The organism is Pseudomonas sp. C2B4 (assembly GCF_013359695.1).
Taxonomy (GTDB): domain Bacteria; phylum Pseudomonadota; class Gammaproteobacteria; order Pseudomonadales; family Pseudomonadaceae; genus Aquipseudomonas.
The window spans coordinates 18156-41299 of record NZ_JABFMU010000003.1 but is presented as its reverse complement, the minus strand read 5'-3'; the positions used below and the strand labels follow the sequence as shown (position 1 = coordinate 41299).

19 protein-coding genes are annotated in these 23144 nt (G+C 59.6%); 5 read left to right on the top strand and 14 right to left on the bottom strand.

The genetic code is table 11. From position 1 onward, the window contains the following. The first annotated feature begins 254 nt into the window (after window positions 1-254). Entirely contained in the window at window positions 255-1070 is an 816-nt protein-coding gene (locus tag HNQ83_RS03290) for a hypothetical protein (protein WP_175387649.1), read from the top strand. Between the two features lie 79 nt (window positions 1071-1149). Here the strand turns inward: HNQ83_RS03290 and HNQ83_RS03285 are convergent, their stop codons facing one another. From HNQ83_RS03285 to gcbA, 14 genes are all read right to left on the bottom strand, one after another. Continuing rightward, entirely contained in the window at window positions 1150-1746 is a 597-nt protein-coding gene (locus HNQ83_RS03285; RefSeq protein ID WP_175387648.1) for a MarC family protein, read from the bottom strand. A 61-nt stretch (window positions 1747-1807) separates the two neighbouring features. Continuing rightward, complete coding sequence (locus tag HNQ83_RS03280) at window positions 1808-4585, bottom strand: response regulator (protein ID WP_175387647.1); 2778 nt, start codon at window positions 4583-4585, stop codon at window positions 1808-1810. A gap of 99 nt (window positions 4586-4684) precedes the next feature. Continuing rightward, complete coding sequence (purD, locus tag HNQ83_RS03275) at window positions 4685-5980, bottom strand: phosphoribosylamine--glycine ligase (RefSeq protein ID WP_175387646.1); 1296 nt, start codon at window positions 5978-5980, stop codon at window positions 4685-4687. 153 nt (window positions 5981-6133) lie between these two features. Continuing rightward, a complete protein-coding gene (purH, locus tag HNQ83_RS03270; RefSeq protein WP_175387645.1) occupies window positions 6134-7741 on the bottom strand; it encodes a bifunctional phosphoribosylaminoimidazolecarboxamide formyltransferase/IMP cyclohydrolase in 1608 nt (535 codons plus the stop codon). A gap of 81 nt (window positions 7742-7822) precedes the next feature. Next, window positions 7823-8143, bottom strand: coding sequence for a DNA-binding transcriptional regulator Fis (fis, locus tag HNQ83_RS03265; protein WP_015093301.1), 321 nt, complete (start codon window positions 8141-8143; stop codon window positions 7823-7825). After that, entirely contained in the window at window positions 8140-9150 is a 1011-nt protein-coding gene (gene dusB, locus HNQ83_RS03260) for a tRNA dihydrouridine synthase DusB (RefSeq protein ID WP_175387644.1), read from the bottom strand. The genes fis and dusB overlap by 4 nt, the downstream gene beginning before the upstream one ends. Window positions 9151-9335: 185 nt before the next feature. Further along, the gene (locus tag HNQ83_RS03255; RefSeq protein WP_175387643.1) at window positions 9336-10610 is read right to left on the bottom strand and encodes a DUF3426 domain-containing protein; all 1275 of its coding nucleotides are present in this window, start codon (window positions 10608-10610) and stop codon (window positions 9336-9338) included. A 30-nt stretch (window positions 10611-10640) separates the two neighbouring features. Beyond that, a complete protein-coding gene (prmA, locus tag HNQ83_RS03250) occupies window positions 10641-11519 on the bottom strand; it encodes a 50S ribosomal protein L11 methyltransferase (protein ID WP_175387642.1) in 879 nt (292 codons plus the stop codon). Window positions 11520-11818: 299 nt separating this feature from the next. After that, on the bottom strand, window positions 11819-13177 hold the full coding sequence (gene accC, locus HNQ83_RS03245) for an acetyl-CoA carboxylase biotin carboxylase subunit (protein ID WP_175387641.1): 1359 nt from the start codon (window positions 13175-13177) through the stop codon (window positions 11819-11821). Window positions 13178-13194: 17 nt separating this feature from the next. After that, a complete protein-coding gene (gene accB / locus HNQ83_RS03240) occupies window positions 13195-13656 on the bottom strand; it encodes an acetyl-CoA carboxylase biotin carboxyl carrier protein (protein WP_175387640.1) in 462 nt (153 codons plus the stop codon). A gap of 24 nt (window positions 13657-13680) precedes the next feature. Then, window positions 13681-14136 (bottom strand): type II 3-dehydroquinate dehydratase, encoded by a 456-nt coding sequence (aroQ, locus tag HNQ83_RS03235; protein WP_175387639.1) that lies wholly within the window; start codon window positions 14134-14136, stop codon window positions 13681-13683. Window positions 14137-14268: 132 nt separating this feature from the next. Next, the gene (locus HNQ83_RS03230; protein ID WP_175387638.1) at window positions 14269-16011 is read right to left on the bottom strand and encodes a protein-disulfide reductase DsbD; all 1743 of its coding nucleotides are present in this window, start codon (window positions 16009-16011) and stop codon (window positions 14269-14271) included. A gap of 174 nt (window positions 16012-16185) precedes the next feature. Then, entirely contained in the window at window positions 16186-17229 is a 1044-nt protein-coding gene (locus HNQ83_RS31520) for a methyl-accepting chemotaxis protein (RefSeq protein WP_372241873.1), read from the bottom strand. 955 nt (window positions 17230-18184) lie between these two features. After that, complete coding sequence (gcbA, locus tag HNQ83_RS03220; RefSeq protein ID WP_175387636.1) at window positions 18185-19855, bottom strand: diguanylate cyclase GcbA; 1671 nt, start codon at window positions 19853-19855, stop codon at window positions 18185-18187. 326 nt (window positions 19856-20181) lie between these two features. Between gcbA and HNQ83_RS03215 the strand changes: the two genes are divergently transcribed. Genes HNQ83_RS03215 through HNQ83_RS03200 form a run of 4 tightly spaced genes read left to right on the top strand, consistent with a single transcriptional unit; the run spans window position 20182 to window position 23007 of the window. After that, a complete protein-coding gene (locus HNQ83_RS03215; protein WP_175387635.1) occupies window positions 20182-21333 on the top strand; it encodes a DUF2515 family protein in 1152 nt (383 codons plus the stop codon). Next, on the top strand, window positions 21330-22013 hold the full coding sequence (locus tag HNQ83_RS03210; RefSeq protein ID WP_175387634.1) for a hypothetical protein: 684 nt from the start codon (window positions 21330-21332) through the stop codon (window positions 22011-22013). The genes HNQ83_RS03215 and HNQ83_RS03210 overlap by 4 nt, the downstream gene beginning before the upstream one ends. A 14-nt stretch (window positions 22014-22027) precedes the next feature. Beyond that, window positions 22028-22534, top strand: coding sequence for an Hcp family type VI secretion system effector (locus HNQ83_RS03205; RefSeq protein WP_175387633.1), 507 nt, complete (start codon window positions 22028-22030; stop codon window positions 22532-22534). Next, a complete protein-coding gene (locus HNQ83_RS03200) occupies window positions 22531-23007 on the top strand; it encodes a hypothetical protein (RefSeq protein ID WP_175387632.1) in 477 nt (158 codons plus the stop codon). Before HNQ83_RS03205 ends, HNQ83_RS03200 begins: the two co-directional genes overlap by 4 nt. Window positions 23008-23144 lie beyond the last annotated feature (137 nt).

The window sequence follows — 23144 nt, the reverse complement described above, 5'->3', positions numbered from 1 at the left end:
TGGTTCTTAGGTGTTTCAAAAGTGTGGGTAAGTTAATATTTGGCTTGGGTTCTCGTCGGTGGCAAGCATTTGTGTTGAGTATTTAGTGTCTTGAAATTGAAGTTTGTTTTTTTAGAGCTGCCTTGAATTCTGCAGGGTGGCTTTCACATATATTGAATTCAAAATTGGTTGTTATTGGTGGGGCTGTGCGATAAGTTTTTTTGAGCCCGGGAGGGTGTAGATGAAATTAAAAGGAATTATGGAGTATTGAAGTAATGGAAAGTCTTGTCAGTGTTGATGAAAGTATTGCTTTGGTTAGGGCAAGGATCGATAAGCGCCAGTCGATGCAATCTGCTGCTTTTCGCGCAAGAGGATTCGCAGCCAAGGATTCTACAAGTCCCACCAAAGAATTGGATGCGGTAGTGTTGGCCGATACGCTTGTGGGCTATGGCGACAATATTTCCCTTGAAAATATGGCGATCATAGAAAACCTGATCAAGTTTGCGAAGCTGGAGGCAAGTTATGAAGTGCCAGGTAATGATCCTCAAGCCTGGTACCTGGCCTTCCTGCTGTGCCTGGATGAGGCGGGCTGTTTCGTTGCCGATGCCGGGTACACTGCGTATCAGAAGAGTTCTCGTCAGCTGACGATGGAGAACATCGTTACCGATATTGTTAAAGCCGGAGTCGATGCGGCAAAGGCGGCGATTCCGGGTGCATCGGTACTTAGTGCGATAGCAGACTCGACATTGGACGCTCTGAAGAAGGAACCTGAAGCGATAAATTTGTTTAGTCACGTAGTGACTAATAGTAATGGGGTAAGGCTGGCGATCATGCCATGTGACCAACTGGCGAATGGTATGATTCTCACTTCGCTCGCGTCTATTGACAGTGTTGGTGGTAGCAGCGAAACAGGGGTTGTTTTCTTCGACTGGAAAACATCTGGTCGAGATATTTTTCGTGGGAGCTCTTATATTACATTTAATCCGCTTCGTTATATGGCGCTGAAGGATGAGTTGGAAGAGTATTTGGGGAAATATTATAAGGCGGTATTGAGCAAGAGGTTTCAGCGGCGAAGAATTGCACAGATGTAAAGAGCTGGGCCAATGACTTAGTGTCATTGGCCTCATTTGGATCAAAGAAAGCCGCTTTCAATCCATTGATAATATTCACTCACGGAACCAGATATCCCTTAACACCGGTAAAGATAATCTGAGCCGCCAGCGCACACACGAACAACCCCATCAACCGGCTGAGAATCTGCAATCCCTGATCGCCAACAATGCGTTCGATACGGTTGGACAGGTACAGCACCACGCCAACTGTAAAGCTGGCCAGGGCAATACTCACGATAGCCATGAGCTTGTCGTCCCAGTGCGGCTGGCTCACACCCATTACCAGCAAGGCACCAATGGTGCCGGGGCCGACCGTCAACGGAATGGTGAGCGGGACGATGGTCACGTCTTGCTGGACGTTGTCGGTCTGTACCGCCGACTTGCCTTGGGCCATGCCCAGCGCCGAAATGAACAGCACGCTACCGGCACCAATTCGGAACGCGTCCACGGTGATGCCGAAGACGCTGAAAATCATCCGGCCAAACAGATACAACAAGACACTGGAGACCAGCGTGGCAATCGCCACCTTCCAGGCCAGTCGACGTTGTTCCTTGCGCGAGTAGCCGCGGGTCAGGCTGATGAAGCAGGACAACACGAAGAACGGGCTATAGAGCACCAGCATCTTCAGGTACACACTGAACAACACGTGGAGCATGGTGCAGGCTCACTGGCGAGGGAAGTCGTGGGGGAGTCTATCAGGCGTTGCGTCTGTCGGCTCAGGACGTTGATGTCGCCGTGCGGTTCTGTAGATCGCGCTGGGCCACCCAGTGCTCGATCAGTTCACGCAACTGTGAGAGTTCGACTGGTTTGGCCATATGCCCGTCCATGCCGGCCTGGCGTGCGCGCTCCTTATGTTCGGCCAGGATGTGCGCGGTCAATGCCACCACGGGAGTACGGGTTCGCTGGTTGCCCACTTCCCAGGCGCGCAGTTGCTGGGTCGCGGAGAAGCCGTCGAGGATCGGCATTTCGCAGTCCATCAGCACCAGGTCGTAACGCTGGGCCTTCATTGCCTGCAAGGCTTCTTCGCCATTGCTGGCGGTGTCAGGTTGCAGGTTGAGCTTGCCCAACATGCCGCGGATCACCTTGGTCGAGATGCTGTTGTCTTCGGCTACCAGAATGCGGAAGTCGCTGGGCACCTTGATCGGCAGTGTCGGGCCGGAAGGCAGTTGCTGCACGACCGCATGGCCCTTGTTTCGTTGGTTCAGCTCATCGGCCAGGGTCGTTTTGAGGGTGTAGCCGGCCACCGGCTTGGCGAGGATGCGTTTGATTCCCGAGTTGCGCGCGATGATTTTGCTCGGGGCATTGCTGATGCCAGTGAGCATGATCAGCAGGATGTCGTGGTTCAGGCTCGGGTCTTCCTTGATCTTGGCCGCCAGCTGCATGCCGGTCATGCCAGGCATGTTCTGGTCCAGCAGCACCACGTCGAAATAGTCACGCAAGTGTGCCTTGGTGCGCAGCAGCGCCAGCGCCTCCTTGCCGGATGGAACGGCGCTGACGTTCAGGCCCCAGGCGCTGCACTGCTGCACCAGGACCTTGCGACAGGTGTCGTTGTCGTCCACCACCAGTACCCGTGCGCCTTGCAGCGGGCCATCGAGGTCTGAGGTCGGGTGCTCGAGTCGATCAGGGTCCAATGGCAAGGTCAGCCATAAGGTGCTGCCTTGGTTGCTGCCACTCTTGATACCGAACTCGCCTTGCATCAGGCGAATCAGCTGGCGGGCGATCACCAGCCCCAGATTGCCCCCCAGGCGGTTGGCTGAGAGGAAGTGCTTGCTGTGGAGTTCGGCGTGCATCAGCGCATCGCGTTCCTCGGCATCCATCGGTTCGCCGCTGTCCTGTACAGCGATGCGCAGGCGCGGCTTTGCACTGCGCTCGTCGAGCGCGACGACGATCAGGATTTCGCCTTCGTCGGTTTTTTTCAGGGCGTTTTCAAGCAGGCTCAACAGGGTTTGGCGCAGGCGTGTCGGGTCACCGCTGATGACTCGCGGTACTTGCGGCTGGATGAAGCTGATCAGCTCGACGTTCTGTTGCTCGGCCTTGGCGCGGAAGATGCTGAGGCAATCTTCGATCAGCGCGTTGAGATCGAACTGCACATCGTCGAGTTCGATCTGTCCGGACTCGAGTTTGGAGATATCGAGGATTTCGTTGATCAGCGTCAGTAGTTCGTTGCCGGCGCTATGGATAGTCTGTACATAGTCGCGCTGTTTCACCGAGAGCGGTGTACCCAGCAACAGTTCGGTCATGCCCAGCACGCCATTCATCGGAGTGCGGATCTCGTGGCTGATCTTCGCCAGGAATTCGGCCTTGGCGTTGATCTCGGCGTTGCTGGCTGCCAGGTCACGGCTGATGCTGAAGCGATCTTCGGTGATGCGGCGCTGGCGCTCGCTCAGGGCGATGCTCATCAACAGGCCGCTGATGCAGATGAATGCCAACAGGGTGGTGATCAGGCCATGGGGTTCGATCAGGGTCAGCCCCAGCAGTGCGGGCAGGATAATCAGCGTTCCGAGGTTGAATGCCACCATGGCGGCCACAAAGAGCCGCGCCGGGCGATAGCCTTTCTGCCAGTGATAGGCGCTGATGAACAACATGCTCAGGCCTGCAAGGGCGACCAGGCCGTAAGTGATGATGTTCAGCGGCAGTGTATTGACGAACAGCAGCAACAGGCCGCAGATCGTGATGAGCAGGATTTCGCCCAGTAGCAGTTTATTCAGCGGGTGCGGGCCAAGCGGCGCGAAGAAACGATAGGCGAACATCAGGCCGCAAGGGGCTGTCAGTAACAAGGCGAGGTAGGCACCCGGCGTTTGCAAGGCTTGCCAATGCGGTAGCCAGGCCCCCGCCAGATTCAACAGCAGCACCAGGCTTAGCATCAGCAGCGCTTCGCAGGCTGCCAGCCAGAGACTGCTGCGCGAGCGGGTGTAGGCATAGCGGATGAGGTTGTGCAGGATCAGCATGCCGACGCAGCCCAGCAGGAGGCCGTAGATCAGCGACTGGTTCTGGCTGGCCGCGGTCATGACGGCAGACTGCAGGGTGATGTAGGGGCGCAACTGGTGTTCGGAGACCAGGCGCAGGTAAACGTCGAGTGGTTTGTCGCTTTGCGGTAACGGCAGCATGAAGTCGCTGCTGGGCAGTGGCCGCTCGGTCTGAGGCTGTTTGTTGCCGGTACTCGACTGATCGATCAGCTTGTCGCCGTTCAGCACATACATGTTGAGTTGCAGCAGGTCGGGTGCGAACACCCTCAGCAACTGTTCATGCTTGCCGGGTGCGAGGCGGAAACGCAGCCAGAGTGCGCCGTCGGGCTCGGCTGCGGTGATGCGCTCGAGATCGATAGGGCTGAATTGGTTGGTGTAACGGGCGGAGCGGATATCGCTCAGTTGCAGGTCGCCCTGTTCGTCGAGCAATACCGCCAAGCCACTGCCTTGCCCAGCCTGAGCCGGGACCATGCAGAGCAAGGTCAGCAGGGTGACGGTGAAACCTATGGCAATCCTGAGCCAGCGCACGGCGAAATCCCTTCGTAGGTTAATGCCAGAATATAACTATGCGCGGCGCCGGAATAGTCAGGCAAGGGCTCAAAGCCCCTGCCCGGCCGAATGGGTAGCTTATTCCTGATTTTCGCCACGCTCGCGGGCAATGGCACGGTAGCCAATGTCCTTGCGGTAGAAACAGCCTTCCCAATCAATATTGGCCGCCAGTTTGTATGCCTGCTGTTGAGCGGCATCGACGCTGGCGCCCATGGCGGTGGCGCAAAGCACCCGACCACCGGCCGTCACAACTTGACCGTCCTTGAGTGCGGTACCGGCGTGGAACACTTTGCCTTCCAGTGCCGCCGCTGCATCCAGGCCCTTGATGGCCGCGCCCTTGGCGTAGTCACCAGGATAGCCGCCCGCGGCCAGTACGATACCGACGCTCGGACGTGGATCCCATTGTGCCTCAACCTTGTCCAATGCCTGTGCCAGGGCCGCTTCGACCAGCAGTACCAGACTCGACTGCAAGCGCAGCATGACAGGTTGGGTCTCAGGGTCGCCGAAACGGCAGTTGAATTCGATAACTTTTGGGTTACCAGCCTTGTCGATCATCAGGCCCGCGTACAGGAAACCAGTGTAGACGTTTCCTTCTTCGGCCATGCCGCGAACCGTCGGCCAGATCACCAGGTCCATGACGCGCTTGTGAACTTCACTGGTGACTACCGGAGCAGGGGAGTAGGCACCCATGCCACCGGTGTTCGGGCCGGTGTCACCGTCGCCGACGCGCTTGTGGTCCTGACTGGTGGCCATCGGCAGGACATTCTTGCCGTCGACCATGACAATGAAGCTGGCTTCTTCGCCGTCCAGGAACTCTTCGATCACAACACGCGAACCGGCGTCGCCGAAGGCATTGCCCGCCAGCATGTCGCGCACGGCGTCTTCGGCTTCGGCCAGGGTCATGGCGACGATCACGCCTTTGCCGGCGGCCAGGCCATCGGCCTTGATCACGATCGGCGCACCTTTTTCACGCAGGTAAGCCAGGGCTGGCTCGATCTCGGTGAAGTTCTGGTAGTCGGCAGTCGGGATCTTGTGGCGCGCGAGGAAGTCCTTGGTGAACGCTTTCGAACCTTCCAGCTGTGCAGCGCCAGCGGTCGGACCGAAGCAGTCCAGGCCACGGGAACGGAACAGGTCAACGACGCCAGCGACGAGCGGTACTTCCGGGCCGACGATGGTCAGGGAAACGTTCTTCTCGGCGAAGTCGGCCAACTGTTCCAAGGCCAGGACGTCGATGGCAACGTTCTCGCATTTGGCTTCGATGGCGGTGCCGGCATTGCCCGGTGCCACGAACACTTTCTGCACGCGCGGATCCTGAGCCACTTTCCAGGCCAGGGCGTGTTCACGGCCACCGCTGCCAATGATCAAAACATTCATTTCAAAAACCTCGTGACGCTAATTCTGGAGGCAGCACTGAAGCTGCTTTTCCGTGGGAGCGAGCCTGCTCGCGAAAGCGGTGTATCAGTCACATCATTTTTGAATGTGCCGCCGTCTTCGCGAGCAGGCTCGCTCCCACAGTTGATCGGTGTATCAGTGACGGAAGTGGCGCATGCCGGTGAAAACCATTGCGATGCCGGCCTCGTCTGCCGCAGCAATCACTTCGTTATCACGCATCGAGCCGCCCGGCTGGATCACTGCAGTGATACCGACCTTGGCCGCGTTGTCGATACCGTCGCGGAACGGGAAGAACGCGTCGGATGCCATGACTGCACCCTGTACCTGCAAGCCAGCGTGTTCGGCCTTGATCGCGGCAATGCGCGCCGAGTTCACGCGGCTCATCTGGCCTGCGCCGACGCCGATGGTCTGACGATTCTTGGCGTAGACGATGGCGTTGGACTTGACGTACTTGGCCACTTTCCAGGCGAAGATCAGGTCGTGGACTTCTTGTTCGGTCGGTGCACGCTTGGTCACGATTTTCAGGTCATCGGCGCCGATCATGCCGATATCGCGGCTCTGCACCAGCAGGCCACCGTTGACGCGCTTGTAGTCCCAGGCAGCGGCGCGATCCGCCGACCACTCGCCGCAGGCCAGCAGGCGTACGTTGGCTTTTGCAGCCACGATGGCACGGGCTTCTTCACTGACGCTTGGAGCAATGATCACTTCGACGAACTGACGCTCGACGATGGCCTTGGCGGTTTCAGCATCCAGTTCGCGGTTGAAGGCGATGATGCCGCCGAATGCCGATTCGGTGTCGGTGGCGTAGGCCAGGTCGTAGGCCTTGCGGATACCGCCTTCGGCATCCGGGCTGACGGCCACGCCGCACGGATTGGCGTGCTTGACGATTACGCAGGCCGGCTTGACGAAGCTCTTCACGCATTCCAGCGCGGCATCGGTGTCGGCCACGTTGTTGTACGACAGTTCCTTGCCTTGCAGTTGGGTCGCGGTGGCGATACCGACTTCGGCAGGCTTGGCTTCCACGTAGAACGCCGCACTCTGGTGCGGGTTCTCGCCGTAGCGCATTTCCTGGGCCTTGATGAACTGGCTGTTGAAGGTGCGCGGGAATTCGCTGCGACCTTCTGTGCTGAGGGTGTCAGCGGCCTGGTTCACGGTGCCCATGTAGTTCGCGATCATGCCGTCGTAGGCGGCGGTGTGTTCGAACGCCTTGAGCATCAGGTCGAAACGCTGGGCGTAGGTCAGGCCGCCGGCCTTGAGGTTTTCCAGCACGTTGGCGTAGTCGCTGGCATTGACCACGATGGCCACGTCTTTGTGGTTCTTGGCAGCCGAACGGACCATGGTCGGGCCGCCGATGTCGATGTTCTCGATCGCGGTCGGCAGGTCGCAGCCTGGCTTGTTGATGGTGGCTTCGAACGGGTAGAGGTTGACCGCTACCAGGTCGATCGGCTTGATGCCGTGCTCATTCATGATGGCGTCGTCGATACCGCGACGACCGAGGATCCCACCGTGGATTTTCGGGTGCAGGGTTTTCACCCGACCGTCCATCATTTCCGCGAAGCCGGTGTAATCAGCGACTTCCACGGCGGCAACGCCATTGTCCCGCAGCAGCTTGAACGTTCCGCCGGTGGAGAGGATCTCGACGCCCAGGGCTTCGAGCTCTTTGGCGAATTCGAGGATCCCGGTCTTGTCGGAAACGCTGATCAAGGCGCGGCGGATCGGCAGGCGGGTAGTCTGGTCGGTCATCTCAATTTCCATCAAAAGCAAAGGAGTCAGCAAAAAAGGCGACCGGTTTTACGCGGGCGCCTTTCTGGTTTGATTGAATGCTTACAGCAAATCGTACTGCTTGAGTTTCTTGCGCAGCGTGCCTCGGTTCAGCCCGAGCATCTCGCTGGCCTTGGTCTGGTTGCCCTTGACGTAGTTCATCACGCACTCGAGCAGGGGGGCCTCGACTTCGGAGAGCACCAGGTTGTACACATCCGTGACGGCAGCGCCCTCAAGGTGGGCGAAATAATTGTGCAGCGCTTTCTCGACACTCCCGCGAAGGGTCTGACCCTCTTCGCTTGGGGTATTGAGGTGCTGTTTCAAATTTACGTTGTCGCTCACGGGTGTCGTTCCACTCACTAAAGTCTCGGTCATCATCGTCATGCGGCCACCCACTCTCCGTCCCCTGTCAGGCTCTTGTAACGTTCGGCGAAGAAGCCCTGAACGTTGGCGCATTGTGCTTCCGTATCTTCCAAACGATTGAAGTGGGCGCGAAACTCCCTGGCGCCCGGCAAGGTTGCGAGATACCAGCCCACATGCTTTCGAGCAATGCGTACGCCCATCACGTCTCCATAGAAGGCGTGCAGCGCAGCCAGATGCTCTAGCAGAATGCGTTCCACCTCGATCAGTTCCAGCGCCGGGAGCTTCTCGCCGGTACGCAGGAAATGGTCGATCTCACGAAAAATCCATGGCCGCCCCTGGGCGGCCCGGCCAATCAGCAGGCCGTCGGCACCGGTCGCGTCGAGCACGTATCGGGCCTTTTCCGGCGAGTCGATATCGCCGTTGGCGAAGACCGGCATCGACACTGCCTGCTTGATGGCGGCAATGGTGTCGTACTCGGCTTCACCGGTGTACAGGTCGGCACGGGTGCGGCCGTGGACCGCAAGCGCCGTAATGCCTGCCTGTTCGGCGATCTTCGCCACCGTCAGGCCATTCTTGTTGTCCCGGTCCCAGCCGGTACGGATCTTCAGGGTAACCGGCACATCGACCGCAGCCACGACAGCCTGCAGGATCTCGGTTACCAGTGCTTCATCCTTCAACAGTGCGGACCCGGCAGCCTTGTTACAGACCTTCTTTGCCGGACAGCCCATGTTGATATCAATAATCTGCGCGCCCAGTTCAACGTTGGCCCGGGCCGCATCCGCCAACATCTGCGCGTCGCCTCCGGCGATCTGTACCGAGCGTGGCTCGGGATCACCTTCGTGGATCATGCGCATCCGCGACTTGCGGGTGTTCCACAAACTCATGTCGCTGGTGACCATTTCCGAGACTACTAGCCCCGCGCCCAATCGTTTGCACAGCTGACGAAAGGGCTGGTCGGTGACGCCCGCCATGGGAGCGAGAATCAAGCTGTTATTTAATGTGTATGGACCGATGCGTACCGCCGACATAGGACTTCCCTGTTGTGGGGCCGGATCATGAGAGTTCGAAAAAGGGTTGGCATGATACCCGCTCTCGATGACTGGATAAAGGCTGAATTGAACAAAATCTGAACAGTTATTCTGTTATCGCCAGCGGTTTGGTCCAGGCGAGCGACGTCAGAAGGCCGTCGTCAATTGGCGATCAGTGAATCGTTTCACTCGGGCGAGTGGAAGCTCAGGCTGTAGTTCACCGCTTTGGCGCCCGGATCGAGAATGTCCAGCGCGATGTGGATCGGCGTTTGCGGAGGCATTTCCACCATGCCTTCGAGGTCGCCGTTGAGGTATTCGCCGGGCTTGAAGCGACGGCTGGCGATCAGGTGGCCGTTGAGGTCGGCAAAACGCAGCTCCAGCAGCGGGAAGGGCTGGGAGAAGGGCGCTCGGTTATAGATGATTGCATCGACCACCAGCGCGCCGCTGAACTCCGGGTGGCTGCGGACCACCAGGTTGCTGCTTTTGATTTTCGCAATGTCGACCTTGGATGGCACGGTGCAACCGATTTGCGGGCACAGTTGCTGGAACCAGGGGCGAAACTGGTCCTGGCGCGCCATTTCGTCAAAGTGGTAGGCGACATACTGGCCGACAAGCGCGCCGGCGCCGAGCAGGATCAGCAGCAGCCAGAAGAGTCGGCGACCCCATGGCGAACGGCGTTTTTGCCAGTCCAGTTGCAGCGGATCATCGGTCAGGTCCTGCAGTACGTCGGCGCGAACCCCTGGTTCGCTGCGTTCGCGTCGTTTGCGAAGCGGCTCGGCCGAAGGCAGGACCTCATCCATTTCGTCGGTTGGCGTCGCCGACAGGCGCTCGTGATGTAGCGGGGCGTCGAGCGGATCATGCAGGCGCAGTTGCGGTGGCTGCGGTTCGTCGTCCAGCTCCACCGGCTCCAGTGAGAGCGATGGTTCTGTGCGCGCGAGCAAACTGCCCGGTTCATCGACCGGTTCGGCAGTGTTTAAAGTTTCGAGAGCGTCGAGCGTATCGAGGTCGTCAAGGTCGTTGACGGCTTGCGCTCGGTCCGCCGCCGATTCGCTGAACAGGCTGTCGGAAGTCCAGGGCTCTTCGTCGATGTCGGCGCTGTCGCGGCGTGCACTGAGGGTGTCTTCCCGGTGCCGGCCGAACTCGGTGGTCGGCTGGATTTCACGCTGCTCGAGTCGGGCGAGTTCTTCGTCGAGATCGAGACTGTCCAGATCCAGCTCCTGAGCGGACCATTGTTTTTGGCTGATGGCCCGGGGCTCTGCGGGAGCCGGCGTCTCGACATTGGCCGGCGCGACAGGCGCGACGGGCTCTTTGCCGGCTTGTTCAAGCAATTGCTTGGCAGCGTTGAACACCTGCAGGCATGAGCCACAGCGAACGACACCGCGAGCCACGCTCAACTGAGCATGGCTGACGCGGAAGCTGGTTTGGCAATGCGGGCACTGGGTGACGAAGCTGTCGGTCATGCGGCGATCCGGTCTATGCAGGCGTTCATTCTAGCGCCGACGGCCTGTAATTCGCACCCAGCCATCGCGATTGGCGATCGGGTCCAGATCGAAGTCCTTGGCGTAGGCCGCTGCAACCTCGTCTCCTTGCTCGGCGAGGATGCCCGAGAGTGCCAGGCGACCGCCGGATTTGACCAGTCCGGACAGCTGCGGTGCCAGGGACACCAGCGGGCCAGCGAGGATGTTGGCCACCAGCACGTCGGCCTGAACCTGTGGCAGATCTTCCGGCAGGTATAGCGGGAACAGGTGTTCGGCAATATTGTTGCGCCCGGCGTTGTCGCGAGAGGCTTCCAGCGCCTGCACGTCGATGTCGGTGCCCACGGCGTGTTTGGCGCCGAGCAGCAGGGCGGCAATCGCGAGGATGCCCGAACCGCAGCCGAAGTCGAGGACGTTGCAGTCCTTGAGGTCCTGGCCGTCGAGCCATTCCAGGCACAGCGCGGTGGTCGGGTGAGTGCCGGTGCCGAACGCCAGGCCCGGATCCAGCAACAGATTCACGGCGTCAGGCTCGGGCGCGGCGTGCCAGCTCGGCACGATCCACAGGCGCTGACCGAAGCGCATTGGCTGGAAACCGTCCATCCAGCTGCGTTCCCAATCCTGGTCTTCGATCACTTCGCTGTGATGCTCGGGCAGCGGGCTGCCGGTCAGCAATTCCAGGTGGGCCAGTACCGGGCCGGGCTCGGTGCCTCCTTCGAACAGGGCCAGCAGATGGGTGTGTGACCACAGGGGGGTGGTATTGAGTTCCGGCTCGAAGATCGGCTGGTCTTCGGCGTCCATGAAGGTCACCGAGACAGCGCCCACTTCAAGAAAAGCGTCTTCGTAGGTTTCGGCTTGTTCTGGGCTGATGGCGAGACGGACTTGCAGCCAAGGCATGGCGGGCACCTTTGAAAAATATTGATTGCAGCCTAGCGGGCTGCGAGAAGCGCGCAAGTTTACGCGAGCGCGGAGGGTTTGTGGGAGTGGCTTGGCTTGCAGCTTCTGCACGGTCTCGGAATTGCAATTATCCCTGTGGGAGCGAGCCTGCTCGCGAAAGCGGTGTGTCAGTCACATCAATGCTGGGTGTGTCGCCGCCTTCGCGAGCAGGCTCGCTCCCACAGGAAGATAATGTTTGATGAAATACCCGGAAACAACAAAGCCGCCCGAAGGCGGCTTTGTCATGTGCCGGTTGAAGCTTAGTGCTTCTCGCCAGCCAGCTTGTGCTCGAGGTAGTGAATGTTCACGCCCCCTTCGCAGAAACCAGCATCACGGGTCAGGTCGCGGTGCAGCGGGATGTTGGTCTTGATCCCGTCGACCACGATCTCGTCCAGCGCATTGCGCATGCGCGCCATGGCTTCGTCACGGGTTGCGCCGTAGGTGATCAGCTTGCCGATCAACGAATCGTAGTTCGGCGGAACGGCATAACCACTGTACAGGTGCGAATCGACGCGAACGCCGTTGCCGCCTGGTGCGTGGAAGTGCTTGACCGTGCCTGGGCTCGGCATGAAGGTTTTCGGGTCTTCGGCGTTGATCCGGCATTCCAGCGCGTGACCGCGGATGACCACGTCATCCTGGGTGAACGACAGCTTGTTGCCGGCGGCGATGCTGAGCATCTCCTTGACGATGTCGATGCCGGTGACCATTTCCGAAACCGGGTGCTCTACCTGGACACGAGTGTTCATCTCGATGAAGTAGAAACGGCCGTTCTCGTACAGGAACTCGAAAGTGCCTGCGCCACGGTAACCGATGTCGATGCACGCCTTGACGCAGCGGGCGAAAACTTCCTGGCGAGCCTTCTCGTCGATGCCCGGTGCCGGCGCTTCTTCGAGAACTTTCTGGTGACGACGCTGCAGCGAGCAATCGCGGTCGCCCAGATGGATGGCGTTGCCCTGGCCGTCGGAAAGTACCTGGACTTCCACGTGACGCGGGTTGGTCAGGAATTTTTCCAGATAGACCATCGGGTTGCCGAACGCTGCGCCCGCTTCGGAGCGGGTCAGTTTCGCCGAGGAAATCAGGTCTTCTTCCTTGTGCACCACGCGCATGCCGCGACCACCGCCGCCGCCTGCGGCCTTGATGATCACCGGGTAGCCGACTTCGCGACCAATGCGCAGAGCGGTTTCTTCGTCTTCCGGCAGCGGGCCGTCGGAACCTGGAACAGTCGGTACGCCAGCGGCGATCATCGCGTGCTTGGCCGAAACCTTGTCGCCCATCAGGCGGATGGTTTCAGCTTTCGGGCCGATGAAGGCGAAGCCGGAGTTCTCGACCTGTTCGGCGAAGTCGGCGTTTTCCGCGAGGAAACCGTAGCCTGGGTGAATGGCGGTGGCGCCAGTCACTTCAGCCGCGGCGATGATGGCCGGGATGTGCAGGTAGGATTGCGCGGCAGAAGCCGGGCCGATGCAGACGGACTCGTCTGCCAGACCCAGGTGCATCAGCTCTTTGTCGGCCTTGGAGTAAACGGCGACGGTCTTGATGCCCATCTCTTTGCAGGCACGCAGAATCCGCAGGGCGATCTCACCGCGGTTAGCGATCAGAACTTTTTCCAACTTCGCAGTCATCAAAGGCTCTCCGCGGTTCAAACGATGGTGAACAGCGGTTGGTCGTACTCAACCGGCTGGCCGTCTTCGACGAGGATGGATTCGATCACACCGCTGGTTTCAGCTTCGATGTGGTTCATCATCTTCATGGCTTCAACGATGCACAGGGTGTCGCCTTTCTTCACGGTCTGGCCGACTTCAACGAAGGCTGGCGAGGTTGGCGAAGATTTGCGATAGAAAGTACCGACCATCGGCGAACGGGCAACGGTGCCGTTCAGCGCTGGTGCGGCGGCAGCAGGGGCGGCAGCGGCAGCCGGAGCGGCGGCAGCGGCAGGCGCGGCAGCCGGAGCAGGCATCGGAGCTGGCGCGTAGTACTGCTGAGCCGGGGTCTTGCTATGGCGGCTGATGCGTACGGACTCTTCGCCTTCCTTGATCTCGAGCTCGTCGATGCCGGACTCTTCCAGCAATTCGATCAGTTTCTTAACTTTACGGATATCCATGAATCATCAACTCCCAAGGGTCGGTCAGGGGCGTTTAGCCTGTTGTTCAAGCTGCTCTAGGGCGGCCTCCAGGGCCAGTCGATAACCGCTGGCGCCAAGGCCGCAGATCACTCCCACCGCTACGTCGGAGAAGTAAGAGTGATGGCGGAAAGGTTCGCGTTTGTGCACGTTAGACAAATGCACTTCGATGAATGGGATGCTCACCGCCAGCAGCGCGTCACGTAATGCGACACTTGTATGTGTAAAAGCTGCCGGGTTGATCAAAATGAAGTCCACGCCTTCGCTGCGAGCCGCGTGGATGCGGTCGATCAATTCGTACTCGGCGTTGCTTTGCAGGTGCAGCAAATGGTGGCCGGCTTCACGGGCGCGGCGTTCCAGGTCCTGGTTGATCTGCGCCAGTGTCGTGGCGCCGTAGGTGCCCGGTTCACGGGTGCCAAGCATGTTCAGGTTGGGTCCGTGCAGAACCAGTAGCGTCGCCATCGGCTGTTCCCTTGTTATCGGTGAGCAATTGTCAGAACCCGGCGACTATGCCGCAAAGCCTTTGTGACTGTCCAGTTCTCTGCAATAGCCAGCACGATGTCCGATGTTTGCGCGAAATATATGACTGCTTGATTAAATCCGGTCATTCGCTTTGGCGACACGTTCGGCGAAGTCCGTGGCATTGATCTCGCCGATCACCCGAACATCGGCGCGTTCGATCCCGTCCTTGCCGAAAAACATCAGCGCTGGAGGGCCAAACAGTTTGTAGCGGTCGAGCAGCGTCCGTTGTTCGGCGTTGCTGGCGGTGATGTCGAAGCGAATTAGACGATAGCCCTTGAGGCGTTCGACGACGGTGGCGTCGTTGAGCACTTCATGTTCGATAACTTTGCAGCTGATGCACCAGTCGGCGTACCAGTCGAGCAGCAGCGGGGTGCCGGACGAACGGGCTTCGGCGAGTGCGCGGTCGAGGTCCGCCGGGGTGCTGACGGTTTGCCAGGCGCTGGTGTTGGGCGCTTGTTCGGCCGTGGCCACTGTGCGGGACTGGCCGATGGGATTGAACGGATCGCTCTGGCCGCTGAACCCGCCATACCAGCAGGCCAGCGCATAAAACAGCAGGAACATGCCGAGCAATTGACCCAGGCGTTTTCTCGGCGGTTTGTAGACGAACTCCAGTGCGCCCATGAACAAACCGACGCCACCGGCCAGCAGGCCGATCAGCAATAGGGTGATCTGGCCCGGTAGCACCCGACTGAGCAAGCCTATGGCCAGCCCCAGCAACAACACACCAATGGCGTTTTTCACGTAGATCAGCCACGGCCCGCTTTTCGGCAGCCAGGCGGCACCGCCGGTGGCCACCAGCAGGAGCGGCGCGCCCATGCCGAGGCCGAGCATGAATAGTTTCAGGCCGCCGCCCAAGGCATCGCCGCTGGCGCTGATGTACAGCAACGCTCCAGCCAATGGTGCCGAAACGCACGGTGAAACCAGAAGGCTGGAGACCACCCCCAGCACCGCTGCTCCCCAGAGCGAACCCCCTTCGGTGCGACCGGCAATGCGATCCAGCCGACTGCTGATGGCATGGGGCAACTTGAGTTCGAAGACGCCAAACATCGCCAGGGCAAAGACCGCAAAAAACATCGCAAACGGCACTAGCACCCAGGCTGATTGCAACCGCGCCTGTAGATTAAGCTGCGCGCCGAACATGCCCATCAATGCACCGAGCAGGGCGAAGCAGGCGGCCATTGGCAGTACGTAGGCCAGCGACAGGTTGAACCCGCGCAAGCCGCCGACCTGGCCGCGCAAGACAACGCCGGAAAGGATCGGCAGCATGGGCAGCACGCAGGGAGTGAAGGTCAGGCCCAGGCCTGCAAGGAAGAACAGCGCCAATTCGCGCCAGCCCCGGTCATGGCCTGTCGATGCGCCATCGCCGTTGATGCTCAAGCGTTCCGTTTCGGGTGGATAACACAAGCCTTTGTCGGCGCAGCCCTGATAGGTCACGGCCAGGGTGAAGGCGCGTGGGTCGGTGCGCGGCAGTTCGACATCGAGAACACCGTGGTAGACCTCTACATCGCCAAAGTACTCGTCGTGTTTCTGTTCGCCCTTGGGCAATTGCGCCGGGCCGAGGGTGACATCGGCCGGATCGGCGCGGAACTGGAAGCGATGTCGGTAGAGGTAATAGCCCTCGGTGGCGACGAAGCGCAGTTTGATCGATTGCGGCGTACTTTCCACCAGGCTCAACTGAAAGGCTTCGCGCACCGGCAGGAAGTCGGCGCTGTTGTTGATCGAGCCCAGGGTGGAGCTGGGCCGACTGTCCAGCAACCCGGCGGCGGTGGCCGGCAGGGCGAGCACTAGGAGCAGCAGGCAGAGCAAACGGCGCATGACAATCTCGCGTATCGGAATTGGGGGCATGATAGCGGACAGTTGCCGGGTGTGCAGGACGGTGAGATTTGTGGTGATTGTTCTGACGCCTTCGCGAACAGGCTCGCTCCCACAGGGGATCTGCGTCGTGCACAAATCAAATGTGGGAGCGAGCCTGCTCGCGAAGGCAATCTATCAGACGCGGAAAGCCTGAACGGCCGTATGCAGTCGCCCGCCCAACACCAACAGATTCTCCCCCTGCTCACGCCCCTCACCGATGCGCAGCAAGTTATCCCCACCCAATTGATGGATGCGCTCACTGTGATCGCGGATTTCGCTGACGGCGCCGCTCTGCTGGGCCGTGACATCGGCGATGCGAACGGCGGTGTCGGAAATGGTCTGGATCGCCCCGACGATTTTATCCAGTGCGCCATCGGCGGCCTGGGCCTGATTCGCCGTGGCTTCGGCATGCTCGACCTGGGCGCGCATGCCCTCGACCGATTGCCGCGCCGCGGTTTGCAGGCCGGCGATCAAGGTCTGGATCTCGGCCGTGGCCCCGGCGGTGCGTTGCGCCAGCGAACGGACTTCTTCGGCCACCACGGCAAAACCGCGGCCCATTTCCCCGGCACGTGCCGCTTCAATGGCGGCGTTCAGCGCGAGTAGGTTGGTCTGGTCGGCGATCGAACGGATGACCGTCAATACACCGCCAATCGTTGCGGACTCTTCGGCCAGGTGTTCGATCATCTGCGCATTGCCTTGCACTTCACCCACCAGCGCATGCAGGCCGGTGAGGCTCAGGCCGATGACTTTTTGCCCGTGCTCCACGGCCAACCCGGCATGACGACTGGCGTCGGCGGCCTGGCTGGCATCGCCGGCGACTTGCTGAATGGTGGCTTCCAGTTCGCCGAGGGAATCGCGGATCAGCGCGGTATCGCCCGCCTGGTGTTCGGCACCGCTGTGGAGGTCGTTGCTCAGTTCGGCCAGGGTGCGGCTGCTGCCCGCGACTTGTTCCGCGTTGAGGCGAATGGTCCCCACCAGGTCCACCAGATAAGCGCGCAAGCGATTGAGCGACGCTTCAATGTCATGCAATTCGCGGTTGGTCTTGCCCAGTTGGATGTCCTGGCTGAAGTCGCCTTCGGCCCAGGTCGAGAGCGCGGGAGCGAGGTTGGTCAGGGTCCGGGCCAGACGCCGTTGCAGGGTGTCGATGAGCAAGGCGATCAGCAGAATCAGGCCGATCATCATCCCCTGCATCAGCCGAACCTCTCCCTGGATCTGCCCGTGCTGGGCGCGCACCACGGGTTCCAGGCCGGCAATAGCCTGTTGTACATCGGCTATTTTCAGGTGGGTCGCGGTGCTGAGTTCAGCGCGCTTCTGGATCTGGTCGCGGGTGCGCGCCAGTTCTGCCGGGTAGCGGTTGAGCAGGCTGTTCAGCTCACGCTTGAAACCGACGCCGGCATCTTCGGCAGCGGTTTTTTCGGTGTTCTCCAGGCCCATCATCGCGGCGAAATCATCGGTGTTCGATTCGCTGCTGGCGGTCACGCCAAGCAATGGCAGGGCATCCAGTTGCCCGGCCTGGCTACGGATATTGCTGACCTCGCGCTCGACGTCGGCGGCCAGTTCGCTGCGGCCGCTGCTGACCAGCTTGTCCCGGGCCAACGACAGTTTGCCCAGGTGCTGAGAGGCCGCCAGCAGCGGTGTCAGGTACGCCGCGTTACCGCTGGCGTACTGGCTGAGTTGATCAAGACTGGCGCCCAGTTCTCGTTCTGCCTGCAGCAACAGGGCCTGTGGATCGCCCGCCAGCTTGCCCGCGGCCAGCAAGTCGGTTTTGCTGAATTCGTTCAGGTTCGACAGGCTGGGGCGCAGGGTATCAGCCAATGTCGGTGGCAAATCTGCGAGCTCGCTTTGCAGGTTATCGATGGCCTGGCTGGCGCTGCTCAAGCGCAAGGCATCGCCACTGGCGAGGTAATCCTCGATGTTACGTGCGACTTCATTTTGAAATTGCTGGGACAAACCCAGGTAACGCTCCATTAATAGATAAGGGCGCTCAAGGGCTTTTTGCGACCACCACAGCGTGGCGCCAAGGGCCACGCATACGGCGACTAAAAGGAGGGTGTTGAGATTGGTCAGCAGCTTCAGGCGCATCGCGGGACTACCAACGGCAGAATGGTAAGTGCCTGAAGTTATTGCGTTTCTGTTACAGGGTTATGACGGATGGGGTCGATTGAGATGAAAAAGTGGCACTTTGCTTTGACGTCCGCGCGGCTTGAACGCGATTGCGCCCTGCGCCTTTGGCTCGATACAGCGCCTCGTCTGCCTGATTGGCCATCAGCAGGCCGTCGGACTCCTCGCACAGTTCGACCACGCCGGCGCTGAAGGTGCACCACAGATCCTGCGGTTGGGCCGGGTAGTGGATTTCCGCAAAGCGCTGGCGGATTTCGTCCAGCACCTTCCAGGCCGATTCGAGATCGGTGTCGGGCATGACGATGGCGAACTCTTCGCCGCCGTATCGGCCGATGAAGTCGGTCTTGCGCAACCGCTGCTTGAGGAACAGCGCCAGGCTCTTGATCACCCGGTCGCCCATGGGGTGGCCGTGGCTGTCGTTGACCCGTTTGAAGTGGTCGATGTCGAGCATGGCAAAACTCAGCGGCTTGCTCTCGCGGCGGGCGCGGAACGAGCAATCTTCGAGCAATTGCAGAATGTGGGTGTGGTTATACAGCCCGGTGAGGCTGTCGCGGACCATTCGCGCCTTCAGATTGCGCGCCCGCGCCGCACGGTTGCGCACGGTGGTGATCAGGTGCCGGGGCTTGATCGGCTTGGTCAGGAAGTCGTCGCCGCCCTCGCTCATGGCGTCGAGTTGCTTGTCCAGGTCATCTTCGGCCGACAGGTAAATGATCGGCACGCTGACATAACGGTCGTTGTGGCGGATCACCTTCGCCAGTTCCGTACCGGTGCAGGCTGGCATGTACATGTCGAGAATGATCAGGTCCGGTTGAAAGTCCGCCAACTCGGCCATGGCCTGGATCGGTTCGATCAAGGTCCGGGTCACGATCCCCGCGCTGTTGAGCAGGCGCTCGGTGTGCAAGGCCTGGGCGCGGGAATCGTCGATGATCAGCACTTTATAAGGTTCGTACTGGGCGACGCAGGTCAGGACTTCAATTTTCTCCAGCAGGCTCGACGCTTCGAGGGTGCCGGTGAGGAACTCCTGGCCACCGGCGCGCACAGCGGCCAGGCGGGTCGGGGTGTCGGTTTCGTGCAGGCTGAAGAACAGCAGCGGTAAACGATGGTCGAGGCCTTCCTGGGCTTCGGCGGCCAGTTTCAGGCCGATGCCCGGGCCACTGAAGTCCACGTCCATGACAATGGCGGCCGGCAAGCGCTCGACCATGGACGAGCGAAACGCCGCCACGCTGTCCAGGGCCTGGGCACTGAGCCCGAAGAATTCCAGTTGCTTGGCCAGGCGCTCGGCGCGGTCATGATCCTGCAACATCACGTAGATCGGCTTGCGCAGGGGCGGCAGGAACGTTTGGTCGAGTTGATCGCCATGGCGCAAACCGGTGCGCGACAGGCGCTGCATCAAGCGGTTGAGGTCGGTGATCAGACCGCTGCTCAGGCGCCCGCGATTGGCGTCGACAGCCTCCAGCGACTGGCCGATATGACGTGCCAGTTGCGTATGTTCAGGTTGTTCGAAGCGCTCGGCGAACCGCAACAGGCGCAGGTTGGCTTCGCTCAGCTCCGACAGGTCGTTGGTAGACCATTCGCTGCGCTGCAGGCGCTGCCATATCTCAAGTATCTGACGTGCCTGATGAATGACCCGCTGGGCAAAATGATGTTTGAGGCGCTCGCGGCTGGGATCTTCTGGCTCGGTCATATCCTGACTACTAGTTAGGGCGCACGCTGAGGTCGGAGTGGTGGCTCTATGCTAGCACCTCTTTTCGGTTGCATGAGAGTTGTACGTTAATAATCTGCAAAGCTGACGCATTCAGTTTGTGACTGACGGGTCTTGAGTTGGATGATGATTCTTGGTTGGTGCCCATAATTCGGGGCTTTCAGGGTTTTTCCTACATGGTATTCAGCTTTTTCAGATGGGGTTCTGAGTGGCGTCTGTCAGGGCGTTCTGGTTTTTTGTCGAGATGATTCAAGCGGTTTTTTCGGCTGATAGGGTTAGGGGATTCCCTTAGATGATGTCCGTCTGTCATGACCCAGTGTTTCAAGGAACACCCCAGCGATGAGCAGCGCCTGAACCACAACAGCACCCCGGTAGCTGACTGCGAGTGCGAAGAAGTTCGGCTGTATGGCAGCAAGACGCTCGTTACCGAGGTGCCGATCCTCACTTGCGCCTGCCTTTGGCGTACCTACCAACGTGAAGCCGAAAAGATTGTCGCGCCCGATGGGGTCTTGATCGCCGACCCGGTCGCGCATAACCGCGCAATAAATGCCGCTTATGCCCGTTTGTGGTTACACGATCCGCGTTTTCAGTGGGCCGGGCTGGCGGCGTTCGCCTCCAAACAGGTGGGTTGCGGATTACTGCATGCGGCAGACAGTGTCGAACGCATTCGCGAGGAGCGTGAGACCCGGCAGCAATTACGGGAAAGTCGCCGTGAGTACGGGCTATTGACGCCAGACAGGATGCCCGAACAGGCAAAAGCATTGCGTGACTATAAGGAGGCGGATGCGCGTAACCCGGTTCCCTCTGTGGATTTTCATCCGGCGGGGGAGGACCTGTCGTTGGTGCAACAGCAATTCCAGCATGTGCACGACATGATGGCGTTGGGGAATACCACGTTGTTTCTGGATGTTTATCCGTTGCATGAGTTCTATGCGAAGCGTGGGTTGAAGGAGTTGAAACAGTGTCTGGAGGTGCGCAAGGGTATTAATGGGCATCCGAAGTTTCCGGTGCTTTGGCCGGTGGGGCAGGAAACGCTCAAGTTTGGGGAGGGTTACACCGAAATTTTGCTGGCTTTTGAGGCTATAGAGACAGGGGACATAGCCAAGAGCGTGGTGTATCTGGCGTGGCATGAGCAGAACAATATCCTCCAGCCCACAATTTACCAAGACCGCCAATTGGTGGCTTTGCTGCGTGGTAATCATGCTTCCTATGTCACTGGTTTTCCTTCAGGTGTTGCTCAAGCTATCGAATTGACGCTTACCAGCCAATGCCAGCGCGTCGAGGACGGACGCACTATCGATTTTGGCAGTAACCCGTTGGCGGACTTGTCGGATATCAAACAGCGAATGGCATTCGTGTTCCAGGCGGCGGAACGCTTTGATCAGATGCTCAGCGATGACAACCGGAGCGCATTAGAACGGTCGATCAGTGAAATCGCATCGAGCGGCGGCAGGCTATGAATCTGTGGCCACGGGGGTTCGGTTGGCGTTGCGGCGCCTCCCTTGTGCTTCTGGCTGTCCTGACGTGGGCCGCCATCCATCAGTTGACGCAACCTCTCTGGGATGAGCCGGAGATCGTTCTGGAAATAGGTGGAAAGTATGAAGATCTACGCAGGAACTCTTCTGCTGCTTTTAGTCCACCAATACGAGGGCAGATCTGGTTCGGCATTCCCAAGGTTGATGCAAGATTGCGATTCGTCGACCCGCAGTTCGGGTTTATCACACCTGCGGCGCGCTATTTTGCCGTCGGCTTCAACAACAATGCTGTTTACAGCCTCCGCATGTCCCCTCAAATCGAGCCGTTGCTAATCGATGACGCGCTTAAAGTTGTTCTCGACCTACAGGAGCAATGGCGCGCCAAAGGCTGGGTGGCGAAGGGGCTGCGAAACAACCCCACTATCGCCGATACCCCTGAATGGCGAGCCTACCTCAGGAAAGGAATCCTGCACGGGCAATCCTATTGGCAGGCTGGCGAAAAATATCAGGTCAGGGTGTCACTGGGTCGCTTCAAGGATTACCGAAATCCCACCGAAGAGCGGTACCTCATCAGCCTCGCACTCGCCAAACCCTGGATTCCCTTCGACGAAATCGAAGACCGGTACGACGAACCCAGTCACTTCCCCGCCCCGCAACCCAAATAAAAAGGAGCCCCACCATGCCAACCCCCGCATTCATGACCCTCCATGGTGAACGACAAGGTCTGATCAGCAAGGGCGCCTTCACCGAGGCATCGGTGGGCAACGTCTACCAGCTCGGCCGTGAGGACCAGATCATGGTTCAAGCCCTGAGCCATGGGATTTTCGTTCCCCGGGGCACGGGCACGGGGCGGCGGATGCACAAGCCCTTGATCATCACCAAGACCCTCGACAAGGCATCGCCGCTGATCAATATCGCCTTGTGCTCCGGGGAGTTGCTCAGCAAGTGCCGCGTCGAGTGGTATCGCACCTCGGCCCAGGGAACGCAGGAACATTTCTACACCATGGAACTGGAAGACGCGTTGATCATCGGCGCCGAAGTGCTCATGCCGCACTGCCAGGATGCCGTCAGTGCGCACCTGACCCAGCTGGAAAAGATTCACTTCAGTTATCGACGCATTTACTGGCGGCACGAAATCAGCCGAACCATGGGTTCCGACGAGTGGAGTGGGGAGCATTCGGCATGAAGTTGGCCAGGGCGCTGTATCTGTCAGCGTGGGAGCGCCAACATGCTTATCCCGGTGAGCAAGCGCTGGAACACGTCCGTCAGGCATTGCAGGATCGCCAACCCCTCGAAGGCCTGGATGAGTTGCGCGCCGACCTGCTGTTCGATAGCGACATTGAAGTGCTGGAGCAGCTTGAACGTGGCGAGTGGTGCCTGATCAGGGCTGAAGCCGACTACGGCAACTGGGTGGTGCCGGCACCGGCGTTTGATCAACGGGTCATCGCATTGATGAATAATCCGCCAGTGCAGGCCTCTCGAACGCCCAGGCTTTTCCGTCTGGTGGACAGCATAACGGGCGAGCCCCTGGCGCAGCGGCACTATTTGGCTACCGTGGATGGGCAGACCAACGAGCGCCGGACCGACGGCGAGGGCATCGCGCATCTTTTTGCATCGGTCGAGGCACGGCAGATTTCAATGAAGGTCATCGGCGCTTAACGCTGGCGTGGGCACTGGACTCTTGGGATACAACCGCCTGGGCGGCAATTTTCGAGATAAACCCAACGGCGGGTGCCGGGCCAAGGCACGTTGTTGTATGGTTGTGGTCGAACCGATGAACCCAAGAGCTTGAAAGG